Here is a 12,633-nt window from a genome sequence, read left to right as displayed (position 1 = left end):
GCCCTGCGGCGCTGCCCGGCGGCCATGCAGCGAAACACAAAGCAGGGTGAACGGCATGGCACTGTATTTCAAGAACAAGCGACAGAAGACCTTCCTGGGTGCGCCCGTGGGTTGGCCATTGATGTTCCTGATGGCGGTCGACCTGTGCATTGCCGCGCTGATGTTTCTGTCGGACCATGACTGGAGCGGCCTGATCCTGCTGTATCCGCCATTGGCATTGGCCCTGGCCATGCTGGCCGATGCCCGCAAGGAAAAGCAGGCCGCCGAGGAAGCCAAACGCCAGGCGGCGCGCCGCCAGCGCTCCTGAGCGCAATCCGCTCTCCCTTCGATTCCCCACGCCCCTCACCGATGACCCAAGTTTCTGACCGCGCAGCGCTGCTGCTGGTATCGCGCCTGAATTTTTCCTATCCCGGCCTGGACCTGTTCCAGGACTTCTCGGCCCGCATCACGGCCGGCGTGACGCTGGTGCGCGGCGGCGATGGCCGCGGCAAGACCACGCTGCTCAATCTGCTGGGTGGTTTGATGCCGGCGCGCGATGGCGTGCTGGAGTTGAATGGTGTGCGACTCGATGGCGAGCCCGAGAATTACCGTCGGCAAGTGTTCTTCATCGATCCGCGGACCGAGGCCTATGACCAGATGACGCCGCCGGAAGTCTTTGCGGACCTGGCGCAACGGTATCCGCATTTCGATCATGGCTTGTTGCCGGCCCTCGCCGAAGGTCTGTCACTGACGCCGCACCTGGAGAAAAAGCTCTTCATGCTCTCCACCGGCAGCAAGCGCAAGGTCTACCTGGCGGCCGCCTTCGCGGCCCACGCCACGCTGACCTTGCTGGACGATCCCTACGCCAGCCTGGATCGTGCTTCCATCCAGTTCGTTGCGGCTACGCTCAATGCGCATGCCGCTGATGCCGATCAGGCCTGGGTGGTGGCCATGTATGAGACGCCGGAGGCGGTGCGGTTGGCGGGGACGATCGATCTGGGGGACTGAGAAACACCAGGGCGCTTGTCTTCCTGCCCGGTCCTGCCTGCTATGATCCACGGCATGGACACCTCCTCACCCGCCGCTGCCGCCGACTGGCAGCACCATGAACATCCGATTGATCCGCAGATCCGCGCCGAGATCAACAAGACGCTTGCGCGCATCGAATCCGAGCATCAGGTGCGCGTACTGTTCGCGTGCGAATCAGGCAGCCGGGGCTGGGGATTTGCCTCGCCGGACAGTGACTACGATGTGCGCTTCATCTATGCGCACAGGCCCGACTGGTATCTCACCGTCTTTCCCGGCCGCGACGTGATCGAATTGCCCGTCAATGCGACCTATGACGTCAGCGGCTGGGATCTGCGCAAGACGTTGGCCCTCCTGCACAACGGCAACGCCACGGTAGTGGAATGGCTGTCGTCGCCGGTGGTCTACCGGGCCGACGTCAGCTTCGTCGACAAGATCAATGCGGCGGCCGACCTGGTACATCGTCCGGATCGCGTGTTCCATCACTACCTGCAGATGGCGCGCAAGAATTACCGCGAGTACTTGCAGGGCGAGCGCGTACGCCTGAAAAAATATCTCTACGTACTGCGGCCCTTGATGGCAGCGCTGTGGGTGGAGCAGCAGCGCGGGCCGGTGCCGATGCGTTTCCTCGACCTGGTCGAGGCGATCGTGAGCGATGCGGCATTGCGCGCGGCCATCGATGCGCTGCTGGTCATCAAACGGCGCGCGGGCGAAGCCGAAGAGGGCGCAGCCATCCCCGAGATCAATCGTTTCATCGAACTGGAATTGCAGCAGCTGGAGCACGTGCCCACGCCGCACAAGGATGCGCGGGGCGAATATTCGGTACTGGATCGGTTGCTGCGGGATGTGGTGATGCAAGGGCAGTGAATCAGGCGACGCATTTGCGCATGAAAACACTGTTGGGATCGTCCACGTAAGTACCGAAGGGTCCGCACGGGAGATAGCCGCAGCTTTCATAGAAGCGAATGGCTGCGTGCTGCAGATAGCCCGTCTCCAGCAGGAATTCCCGGTATCCAAGCTGGCAGGCCCGCGCTTCAAGCCAAGCCAGCAGTTGCCGGGCGGTTCCTTTTCCACGCTGTGCGGGCAGCGTGAAGAAGCGCTTCAATTCGGCCCTGCCATCCTCCAGTCGCATGGCACCGCAAGCTACCGCCTGGCCATGCTCATCACGTGCCACGGCGAACAGCACATCATCGGCCGCCAGCGCATCGATATCGATGCCATGATGGCTTTCGGGCGGATACAAGGGCTGCTGATAAGCGTCCAGCGCTTCAATGAGCTGCCTGACCTCTGGCAGGGTGGGCGATTCCAGGGAGATGTTCATGCTAGTGGCTCCGGGTTCTGCGTCTACGCCACATCATCCCAAGCCAAGCCGAAGCGCGCCAGATATTTCTTGAGCCGATCCGCATCATTGGGTTTTGCCTTGGCATCCCGCGAGACCGCGAAGAGCGTGCGTCCCGCTTCCGACAGCGAGCGCGAACGGCGGCACACGGCGACCACGGCGCGCAACTGCACCGCATCGAAGAGATCCAGCGCTTGCGCGTGCTCACCCAGCAAGGCGTCCAGATCAACGTCCTGCTCCCCCGACGCAGGCTGCGCACTGGCGCGCCATTGACGCTGCAGGCGCGCAGTCTCTTCCTCCACCAGCGCATCGTTGATGCGCCCCGCATCGGCCAGCGTGGCCATGCGCACGACGGACGCCGACAGGTCGCGGAAATTGCCCGGCCAGCTGGCCGCCGATGACGCGGCAAAGGCCAGATAACGCATTCGCGCCTCCTTGTTGAAACGCACCACCTGTCCATGCTCGGCGCTGAAGCGTTCGAGCAGGTAGTCGAGGTTGGGTTCGATGTCTTCGCGGCGCTGGGCCAGGCCGGGCAGGGCATAGGTCCACAGGTTGATGCGGGCAAACAGGTCCTCGCGGAAGCGGCCCGCCGCGACCTCGCGCGCCAGGTCGCGATGGGTGCCGGCAATGAGCTGGAAATCGCTCTGCGCCTCGACATCGGCACCGACCGGCAGAAAGCGCTTCTCCTCGATGGCCTTGAGCAGCATGGCCTGTTCATCCAGCCCCAGTTCGCCGATCTCGTCGAGGAACAGCAATCCCTTGTGCGCCGAACGCAGCAAGCCCGGACGATCATGGGCGGCCCCGGTGAAGGAACCGCGCACGTGACCGAACAAGGTGGAGGCAGCACCGTCGCCCTGCAGCGTGGCGCAATTGATGTCGACAAAGCGGCCCTCCAACTGATGCCGCGACTTCTTCAGTTCGTAGATTCGCCGCGCCAGGAAGGACTTGCCGGCCCCGGTCGGCCCCATCAGCAACATCGGCGCGCGCGAGCGGATGGACACGCGCTCGATCTCCTCGATCATGTGGTTGAAGTGCGCATTGCGCGTGGGGATACCGGACTTCAGCAAGGCCAGCGCTTCACGCTGTTCGCTCGAAAAGCGCTGCGCGATCAGGTCGTAACGCGACAGGTCGAGGTCGATGAGGGCATAGCTGCCAGGAGAGCCCGCCGCCTGCCGGCGCGGCGGTGAGGTCTGCAACAGTACGCCGGGCAGGTAACGCGCCTCGGTCATGAGGAACAGGCAGATCTGGACCACGTGGGTGCCGGTGGTGATGTGGATCCAGTATTCCTCGTTGTCGGTATCGAACGGATAGGCGCGCGCAAAGTCGAGCAGGTTGGCGTAGACCTCACCGAAATCCCAGGGGTCCTGGATCGGCAGATCATGCGGCCGCACGACGGTATCAGGCGAGACGCTGGCGATGTCGCGCCCGATCTGGCCGACCAGCCCCAGATGGCGCTCGCCGATGTAGAGCAGTTCCAGACGGTCGATGACCACGTCCGGGTACTGCGTCAGCGCGATGGTCGGACGCCATTTTTCCCAGCGCGGCGCACCACGTCCGTGGTCGAGCTGGGTACCGGCGAAACCGATGACGACTTTTTTCTTTGCCATATTTTTAGATAACTTCTTATCTTGATGGATAAATTATCCTGTTTTTCTCGGGTACAGGCAAATCTCGGGAAATCAGGCCAAAATCAGATTTATTCAATCAATTCAATGAGTTAAAAGGAGTTTCCGCACATCTAGTCCGAGCTGGCACACCCGTTGCAATACAGGGAACAAGACCAAGCGATCAACGAGGAAAAGAAAATGGCGAATGTGCAACTGTTCCAGACCCTGAAGCGCCGCCTGCTGCCGGCAGCCGATGCGATGAATCACGCCGGCGGCGCTGCCTATGCCTTGAGCAAGGAGCACATCCTGGCGCAGTACGCGGCCACCGGCTGTCTGAACCGCACCTTCTACGCCAGTGCCGAAGCGCAACTGGCCACCGTGCTGGACCTGAGCCAGGACATCGCCCCGCGCTTCATCGCCCAGACCGCGCTGTACGCTCGGCGCCGCAGCTACATGAAGGACATGCCGGCGCTGCTGCTGGCCGTACTGGCGGCCCGTGGTGCCGATGAACTGGCACCGGCATTTGCCGGCGTGGTGGATCAGGGCAAGATGCTGCGCAATTTCGTACAGATCCTGCGTTCCGGCGTGACCGGCCGCAAGTCGCTGGGCACTCGTCCCAAGAAGCTGGTGCAGGCCTGGCTGAACCAGGCCACGGAGCAGCAACTGCTGGCCGCCTGTATAGGGCAGTCGCCGTCGCTGGCCGACGTGGTCCGCATGGTGCATCCAAAGCCGGCCGAACCGTGGCGCGCCGCGTTCTTCGCCTGGCTGATCGGCCGTCCGTTTGATGAGGCCGCACTGCCGCCGCTGACGCGTGCCCTGCGGGCCTATCAGCGTGACCGCAGCCAGCCGGTACCGGCGGTGCCATTCCAGTTGCTCACTGCCTTGCAGCCGGGCACGCAAGAATGGGCCGGGATGGCGCGACAGGGTGGCTGGCACATGGTGCGCATGAACCTGAACAGCTTCGCGCGCCACGACGTGTTCGAGCTGCCCGGCATGACCGAGCTGATCGCCGCCAAGCTGTGTGATCCACAGGCCATTGCCGCGGCACGGGTGTTCCCGTATCAGCTGATGGCCGCGTGGCAGGCTGCTGCCGGGACAGTGCCGGAGCTGGTGCGCGACGCCTTGCAGAGCGCCATGGAAATCGCGCTGGCCAATGTGCCGGTGCTGGAAGGCTCGGTCGTGGTCTGCCCGGATGTGTCGGGGTCCATGTCGAGCCCCGTGAGCGGCATGCTTGCCGGCGGTACCAGCGCGGTGCGATGCATCGACGTGGCGGCATTGCTGGCCGCGGCCATCGTGCGCAAGAATCCTGCGGCCTGCGTGCTGCCGTTCGAACAGCGCGTGGTGCCTTGCCCGTTGGTTCCCCATGACAAGGTCATGGCCAACGCCGCGCGGCTGGCGCGTATCGGCGGTGGCGGAACGGACTGCAGTGCGCCGCTGCGCTGGTTGAACGAACGCCAGCAGCGTGCGGATCTGGTGGTGCTGGTGTCGGACAACGAGTCCTGGCTGCGCCATCACGCCAGCGGCGCGACCGAAACGATGCGCCAATGGCAGCAGTTCAAGCGCCGCAATCCGAAGGCGCGCCTGGTCTGCATCGATCTGGCGCCGTACGCCACCAGCCAGGCACCGGAGTCGGACGATATCCTCAACATCGGCGGATTCTCCGACGAGGTCTTCAAACTGCTGGCCAGCTTTGCGGCCGGACAGATGCAGGCGGGACACTGGGTGCAGGAGATCGCCTCCACACCGCTTTGATGGTGCAAGACAGGTTGCCACTGCCGCCCGAATGCCGTTGCGATTACATCTCCGTATCGCGCACATTCTGGTCGGGCGGGAGTGGTCCTGATCATTCCGAATGCTGGCAGGATTACATTGGGTAGCCCGGTTCAACTCCGGGGCGGCGGTTCGCAAGAATCGGCGCAAATCCTGCCGATCTGGTCGGAATGAAGCGGGCGGCTCGGAATTGCCGGGCCGCCGAGGGGCAGGAGCCCCGACTTTTTCAGGTGAGGCGCGAATGCGCAAGCGACTACCTTCACGGAAAACCCGTCGCTGGCACTCTTGTCGCGTCTCGCCTTCCCTCATGTTCAGCAAGAAAGTAACGAAAATGGACAAACTCGACAACATCGCACCAGCGTCCTACGACACCCTGGCCACCGGGCAGGGCAAGCCGGTCAAAATGTGGACCCGCGGTGTGCCGGTGGAAGCTGAGGCAAAAACCCAGCTGGGCAATACGGCCAAGATGCCGTTCATCTACAAGCACATTGCGGTCATGCCGGATGTGCACGTGGGCAAGGGCTCCACCATCGGCAGCGTGATCCCGACCCTGGGCGCGATCATTCCGGCCGCCGTGGGGGTGGATATCGGCTGCGGCATGATGGCGGCCAAGACCACCCTGTGCGCCGCCGACCTGCCGGACAACCTGGGTCCCTTGCGCAGTGCCATCGAACGCGCCGTGCCGCACGGTTCCTCGCCGCGCACGCGCAGCCATCGCGGCCGCGATCAGGGTTCCTGGGAACATCCGCCGGCACCGGTCGATACCGCATGGCAGACGCTGAAGGATGAGTTCGACGTGCTGTGCCAGAAGACGCCCAAGCTGGAGAAGACCAACCACTACAAGCACCTGGGCACGCTGGGGTCGGGCAATCACTTCATCGAGATCTGCCTGGATGAAGAGGGCGCGGTCTGGTTCATGCTGCACTCGGGTTCGCGCGGCGTGGGCAATGCCATCGGCACCCACTTCATCGAACTGGCGCAGCAGGACATGCGCAAGCACATGGTCAACCTGCCGGATCGCGACCTGGCCTATCTGAAGGAGGGCAGCACGCACTACGACGACTATCTGCAAGCCGTGGGCTGGGCACAGAAATTTGCGCACATGAACCGTGAAGTGATGATGCAGAACCTGATCGCCGCTGTACGCAGCGTGATCGCCAAGCCTTTCCAGACGCACGTGGAGGCGGTCAACTGCCACCACAATTACGTGCAGAAGGAACATCACTTCGGCCAGGATGTGCTGGTCACCCGCAAGGGTGCAGTATCGGCCCGTGCCGGCGAACTGGGCATCATTCCCGGCTCGATGGGGGCCAGGAGCTTCATCGTGCGCGGCAAGGGCGAGGCCGAGAGCTTCCACAGCTGCAGCCACGGTGCGGGACGCACCATGAGCCGTACCGAGGCCAGGAAGCGCTTCTCGGTAGAGGATCACATCCGCGCCACCGAAGGTGTGGAGTGCCGCAAGGACGAAGCCGTCATCGACGAAATCCCGATGGCCTACAAGGACATCGATGCCGTCATGGCGGCCCAGCAAGACCTGGTGGAAGTGGTGCATACGCTGCGCCAGATCGTCTGCGTGAAAGGCTGAAATACAGCGCGCCGAGAGCGTATTACGCACTGGGTGCGCTGCCTGTGAGGCCCGCTCGCGCACAGCAACAAAACGCAACATACGAAGAAAGAAAAGAACAAACATGTCCTCTCCTCTGACCCTGGATGGCCGCCATGGTGGCGGCCAGATCCTGCGCAGTGCGCTGAGCCTGGCGATGATCACCGGCCGTCCGTTCGAGCTCGGCGCGATCCGCGCGCAACGCCCCAAACCCGGTCTGATGCGCCAGCACCTGGCCGCCGTGACGGCCGCCGCCACCTTGTGCGACGCCGTCGTGGAAGGTGCCGAGCCCGGCAGCAGCGCACTGCGCTTTGTGCCCGGTGCGCTGCGCAGCGGCGATTTCCGTTTCGCCATCGGCTCGGCCGGCAGTACCACGCTGGTCCTGCAAACCCTGCTGCCCGCCATGCTGGCCGCGCCAGCGGGGCGCTTCCGCATTGAAGTCAGCGGCGGCACGCACAATCCCCTGGCCCCATCGGCCGATTTCCTGCAGCACTGCTTCCTGCCGCTGTTGCGGCGAATGGGGGCCGCGGTCACGCTGGAGTTGCTGCGGCACGGATTCCATCCGGCCGGTGGCGGCCAGGTGCGCCTGCAGGTGGAGGCGGGCCATGGCTTGCAGGGATTGGTCCTGGAGGAGCGCGGCGCGCTGCTGCAGACGCGGGCGCGCGCCCTGGTGGCCAATCTGCCGAGTGCCATCGGCAAGCGGGAGTTGCAGGTCCTGGGCGAAGCCGTGGAGGGCTTGCAGGATCATTGCAAGGTGATCGCCCTGAGCGACTGCGATGGTCCGGGCAATCTGGTCGAATTGCATGTGACGCATGCGCATGTGGACGAGTTGTTCTGCGGCCATGGTGCCAAATCCCGGCCGGCCGAACAGGTTGCTCTGGATGCCCTGGGACCCATGCAGCGCTATCTGCAGAGCAATGCGGCGGTCGCCGAGCATCTGGCCGATCAACTGATGCTGCCACTGGCACTGGCCGGCGCGGGGCGCTTTACCACCACGCAACTGAGCCCGCACATGGCCTCCAACGCCGAGGTGATCGAGGCCTTTCTGCCAGTGCGCTTCGGTTTTTCTCCTGCGCCGCAAGCGCTACGGGTGGAGGTCATGGCCGCGCCGGGCTGAGACCAGCCGCACTCCTGCTGCGTGGCATCGGCCGCGCTTGGATTCCTCCCTCCCGTCACCTATGCTGAAGCGGGCAGGCCGCAACTTGTTGCCACGCATTAGTTGCTTTCCAGTTACGCCGCGCCAGTGGCTCGCCTGCCGACACTCAACGATAACAAGGGGGAATTCCATGCAACTTTCCAATGTGACCATTCGTGCGCGCCTGTGGCTGGGCTTCGGTCTGCTGATGGTGCTGATGCTGGCCATGGCGGCCAGCGGCATCGCCCGCCTGGGGCAGCTCAACGGGCAAATGAAGGATGTGATCCACGACAAGTATCCCAAGACCGTAGTGGCGGGCGATATCGTCGACCAGCTCAACCTGATCGCGCGCTCGGTACGAAACATTCTGCTCTTGAAGCGGGAACCGCAGATCAAGAGCGAATACGACCGCATCACCGGTGCGGACCGTGCCATTCGCGAGGACCTGGCACAACTGGAGAAGCTGCTTACCGACGAAGACAGCCGCACCGCACTGAAGAAGCTGGTAACAGCCCAGAACGCCTACTTCGAAAAACGCGACAAGGTGCTGGCCATGGTGCAGCAGGGCGGCAAGGAAGGTGCGATCGACATGCTGATCGACGAGGTGCGGCCCGTGCAGAGCGCCACCATGAGCGCCGCCGACGCCCTCATCAAGCAGCAGCACGACATGATGAAGAGTGCCGGCGATGAAGTCGAGAGCAATTACGTTCAGGCCCGCACGCTGCTGCTGGTGCTGGCCGCCGCCGGGCTGGCTGCAGCGGCGGCGATCGCCTGGATGATCACGCGCAGCATCACCGCGCCGCTGGATCGCGCGGTGCGCGTGGCCGAGACGGTGGCGGCCGGTGACCTGACCTCGGCCATCGAGGCACAAGGCCGCGATGAAACCAGCATGCTGTTGCGTGCGCTCAAGAAGATGAATGACCGCTTGCTGGACATCGTCAGCCAGGTGCGGGTCTCGACCGATACGATTGCCACGGCCAGCAGCGAGATTGCGCGCGGCAATCTGGATCTCTCCTCGCGTACCGAAGAGCAGGCGGCCTCGCTGGAGGAAACGGCCTCGTCGATGGAGCAGCTCACCGCCACCGTCAAGCAGAACGCCAGTCATGCCGGCCAGGCCAACCAGCTGGCCGGATCGGCCTCCGATATCGCGCGCCAGGGCGGCGAGGTGGTCAGCCAGGTGGTCGATACGATGGGGGCCATCGATGCGTCCTCCAAGAAGATTGTGGACATCATCGGGGTCATCGACGGGATCGCCTTCCAAACCAATATCCTGGCGCTGAATGCCGCAGTGGAAGCGGCGCGCGCGGGCGAGCAGGGACGCGGCTTCGCGGTGGTGGCCTCGGAAGTGCGGGCGCTAGCGCAGCGCTCCGCGACCGCCGCGCACGAGATCAAGGGGCTGATCGCCGACTCGGTGGCACGGGTCGGCAATGGCAGCCGGCTGGTGGAGCAAGCCGGACGCACCATGCAGGACGTGGTGCAAAGCGTGCAGCGGGTCGGTGAAGTGGTCACCGAGATCAGCGCCGCCGGGCAGGAGCAGAGTGCAGGCATCGAACAGGTCAACCTGGCCATCGTGCAGATGGATCAGGTGACCCAGCAGAACGCCGCGCTGGTCGAGCAAGCCGCAGCCGCGGCACAATCCTTGCAGGATCAGGCGGCGCAGCTGGCAAGGCTGGTGTCGGTGTTCAAGCTGGAGGGCGGGGCACCGGAGCACAAGCGCGTTGCGGCACCCACGGCGGCGCGGCTGGCCTGTGCGTGAGACCGTTCACGCAAGATCGCACGAAAGGGATAGCGCTATTGCGCGCTGAAATTGCCGGCACTGGCGATGAGCGTGGCACCACAGCTGGTCTTGTGGCCGCCGTAGGCGACGGCGATGCCATCGATCTTGTGATGCGGGTGTCCCTCGGCGATGGTGCAGTTGTCGTGCCCCTGCCGGGGGCAGCTGCAGGCATCGCCGACCCGCGCGACCGGCAGGCCGCCTACCTTGAAATGGGTCGCGCTCACTTGCGTGACCTTGCCGCCGTGGGAAGTGGCGTCGCCGAGGCGGATGATGTTGGGCATGGTGGATTCCTTTCAAGCAGGGTGAGAGTGGAGGCGGGGCCAGGGTGAAGGTCGGGCGAGGGGTCTGAAATGTTGCTGCAGGCGGCTATGGTGGCGTACCTGACGTGGTTGATGCGGGTGCTACCTGCGTTGGCCGCAGCCGGAAACTCGTCAGCACGGCATCCCACAGCTGCAGCGCTTGCGCATCGTTCAGTGTGGTTTGTTGCGCATTGCTGTTCTGGTCGTGATGGCCGGTGGTCAGTTCGATCTTGATGGCGGGGGTATCGAGCGTGCCCTGGCCTTCGGTTTCCCAGATGAAGCTGTGGCTGCGCCCGCCGCCGCTGTTGGGGACGGTGACCAGGAATTCCTGGCCTTGGTAGGGACCGATCTGGCGGTCTCCCTTGCGCAGCACGCGCACGGCAGTAGCCAACCGGCCCAGGGTCTGCAGTCCGCTATGCATGCGCTCCAGCAACGGACGGTCGTGCTTGCTCATCGCCAGGGGATAGAACCAGACGGACACGAAGGCATCCGGGTGGCCGGCAATGTCGATATCGATGCCGGCTTCTTCGTTTTCCCATTCGGGGTTGGCGATGAAGCCGCCTTCGAAGCAGTAGCCGGGGTCGGTGGGGATGTTGTTATCGGAGCGAGAGTGCAATCGGCCGAGAATCTCATGCATTGCTTTCAAACCTTCGGCCTTGTGATCGTCATCAACCTTCATCGCGAGCGAAAAAGCGAGACCTTCAATCCACCGGTGCCCTGTCATCGACATCATGGAAGTGCTGGCATCATGATTCCACGACACCAGAATCGCGCTTTGCTCATCCGGCCGAATAGCTTCGACCAACATCGAAGCCCCTGAATCATGCCTCGTTGTTTGCAGCAGTGTTTGACGAGCGAGAATATCTCTTTCGAAATCATCCTTGCTCATCGTCTTGGGCCGATCAATATGCGCGAAGTCATAACGATAGTTGCCACCACTCGATAGTGATCCTGCGGGAAGGTCAATCAGGAACCTGCCTGTACAGAATGTGGTAACAGGGTTTTTGGTCTTGCTGTTCGAGCTGTCGTGCATCGTGATTGGTCCTGATAGCGCAGAGTGAAGATAGAGCGGTCTTGTAGTACTAAGGCACAAAGAGGCCAATACAAGAATGACGAAATTGCGAAACCTCATGGCTCTGTGAAAGCGTGTTTAATCAGGTCTGATTCCGCCACCATCTTGGCGATGGAGTAAAGACAGACTGATTGAGCGATCGGAGCGTTGTACGAGTATTGATGTTCGTAGCTGTCATGCCCATTTGCTTGGCCTCCATGCTTGAACATCTGAATCACATGTTTTGTCGCGCTTTCAGCCGACTCGGCGGGCACGGTTCCATCACCTTTCCCCGTCCCCTCCTGTATTCGAAAAGTACGTCGTTTCCCTCCGTCGAAGAGCAATGTGACGGAACCGTTCAAATCATCGGCTACCAGCTTTCCGTTCGCGGGATCCTTTGGTACGGAGGACCGAATCTTCCAGTGCACTTCATTCCACGCCGGCTGCTCGGGATCGCTGGCGTAATACGCATAAGTATTTGCGTGATAGCGATCTTTGATCAGCGAATGAAGCTTGGCGGCGATTTCCAGATTGTCGCGAAATAGCTTGAAGTCCGATGAGTAGGCGTTACCCGTGACCTGCTTTCCCTCGCGCGAGGGTGCACTATCCTCCTTACCCGCAGGATCAATCAAATCCTCCCGAATCAGCTTCCACCAATCCGACGAATTGTTGAGATAGATGTGGCGGTAGGGATCGCCCTCGCCCAGAAAGCTTTCCATTTCCTCAGCCATTCCACGCTGCCCGATACCCACGTAACTCACCCGCAGCCAATGCCGTTCCCCGCGATTGCTCCAGGTCTTGTATTGCGCCGTCGGCAGCAATTCCAGTGGCCCGGGGGCATTGGCCATCACTGCCGTGCACTCGGCGGCATTGCGCCCCAGGACGACCTGCCCGGCTCCCTCAAAGCCGGCCCGGATGCGCTTGTAGGTCGCCGGCGCACCGAGGGCCGGCATCACGCCGTGCACCACGCCCAGGATGCGCTCGGCCATTTCCGGCAACTCCGCACAGGCGCGGGCGACCAGACCACCCATGCTGTGCGTGACCAAG

General features: G+C 62.8%; 12 protein-coding genes. 7 read left to right on the top strand and 5 right to left on the bottom strand.

Going from position 1 to position 12,633, the window contains the following annotated elements; genetic code table 11:
- The first annotated feature begins 55 nt into the window (after window positions 1–55).
- From ACWFUC_RS05100 to ACWFUC_RS05090, 3 genes are read left to right on the top strand one after another with little or no spacing between them, the layout of a single operon-like run.
- Window positions 56–307, top strand: coding sequence for a hypothetical protein (locus tag ACWFUC_RS05100; protein WP_034333872.1), 252 nt, complete (start codon window positions 56–58; stop codon window positions 305–307).
- 41 nt (window positions 308–348) lie between these two features.
- Window positions 349–987 carry an ABC transporter ATP-binding protein gene (locus ACWFUC_RS05095; RefSeq protein WP_489624274.1) on the top strand — a complete coding sequence of 213 codons (639 nt, stop codon included), beginning with the start codon at window positions 349–351 and terminating at the stop codon, window positions 985–987.
- Window positions 988–1,041: 54 nt separating this feature from the next.
- The gene (locus ACWFUC_RS05090; protein WP_489624273.1) at window positions 1,042–1,872 is read left to right on the top strand and encodes a nucleotidyltransferase domain-containing protein; all 831 of its coding nucleotides are present in this window, start codon (window positions 1,042–1,044) and stop codon (window positions 1,870–1,872) included.
- 1 nt (window position 1,873) lies between these two features.
- On the opposite strand, the gene ACWFUC_RS05085 is transcribed toward ACWFUC_RS05090, so the two are convergent.
- On the bottom strand, window positions 1,874–2,326 hold the full coding sequence (locus ACWFUC_RS05085; protein ID WP_121037335.1) for a GNAT family N-acetyltransferase: 453 nt from the start codon (window positions 2,324–2,326) through the stop codon (window positions 1,874–1,876).
- A 23-nt stretch (window positions 2,327–2,349) separates the two neighbouring features.
- The gene (gene rtcR / locus ACWFUC_RS05080) at window positions 2,350–3,951 is read right to left on the bottom strand and encodes an RNA repair transcriptional activator RtcR (RefSeq protein WP_489624272.1); all 1,602 of its coding nucleotides are present in this window, start codon (window positions 3,949–3,951) and stop codon (window positions 2,350–2,352) included.
- 198 nt (window positions 3,952–4,149) lie between these two features.
- On the opposite strand from rtcR, the gene ACWFUC_RS05075 reads away from it, so the two are divergent.
- The 4 genes from ACWFUC_RS05075 to ACWFUC_RS05060 all read left to right on the top strand — a co-directional run bounded on the left by ACWFUC_RS05075 (window position 4,150) and on the right by ACWFUC_RS05060 (window position 10,215).
- A complete protein-coding gene (locus ACWFUC_RS05075) occupies window positions 4,150–5,703 on the top strand; it encodes a vWA domain-containing protein (RefSeq protein WP_489624271.1) in 1,554 nt (517 codons plus the stop codon).
- A gap of 349 nt (window positions 5,704–6,052) precedes the next feature.
- Window positions 6,053–7,306 carry an RtcB family protein gene (locus ACWFUC_RS05070; RefSeq protein WP_489624270.1) on the top strand — a complete coding sequence of 418 codons (1,254 nt, stop codon included), beginning with the start codon at window positions 6,053–6,055 and terminating at the stop codon, window positions 7,304–7,306.
- Window positions 7,307–7,409: 103 nt separating this feature from the next.
- Window positions 7,410–8,441, top strand: a complete 1,032-nt coding sequence (rtcA, locus tag ACWFUC_RS05065) for an RNA 3'-terminal phosphate cyclase (RefSeq protein ID WP_489624269.1) — start codon at window positions 7,410–7,412, stop codon at window positions 8,439–8,441.
- Window positions 8,442–8,610: 169 nt separating this feature from the next.
- Window positions 8,611–10,215 (top strand): methyl-accepting chemotaxis protein, encoded by a 1,605-nt coding sequence (locus ACWFUC_RS05060; protein WP_489624268.1) that lies wholly within the window; start codon window positions 8,611–8,613, stop codon window positions 10,213–10,215.
- Between the two features lie 35 nt (window positions 10,216–10,250).
- On the opposite strand, the gene ACWFUC_RS05055 is transcribed toward ACWFUC_RS05060, so the two are convergent.
- From ACWFUC_RS05055 to ACWFUC_RS05045, 3 genes are all read right to left on the bottom strand, one after another.
- Window positions 10,251–10,517 (bottom strand): PAAR domain-containing protein, encoded by a 267-nt coding sequence (locus ACWFUC_RS05055; protein ID WP_489624267.1) that lies wholly within the window; start codon window positions 10,515–10,517, stop codon window positions 10,251–10,253.
- Window positions 10,518–10,602: 85 nt separating this feature from the next.
- Entirely contained in the window at window positions 10,603–11,568 is a 966-nt protein-coding gene (locus ACWFUC_RS05050; protein ID WP_489624266.1) for a T6SS immunity protein Tli4 family protein, read from the bottom strand.
- A gap of 95 nt (window positions 11,569–11,663) precedes the next feature.
- Window positions 11,664–12,632, bottom strand: a complete 969-nt coding sequence (locus ACWFUC_RS05045; RefSeq protein ID WP_489637474.1) for a hypothetical protein — start codon at window positions 12,630–12,632, stop codon at window positions 11,664–11,666.
- Between the last annotated feature and the right edge of the window lies 1 nt (window position 12,633).

Source organism: Herbaspirillum sp. Her4, from assembly GCF_057961335.1.
Note: the sequence above shows the minus strand (reverse complement) of the source record. Positions and strands in the feature narration are given on the sequence as shown.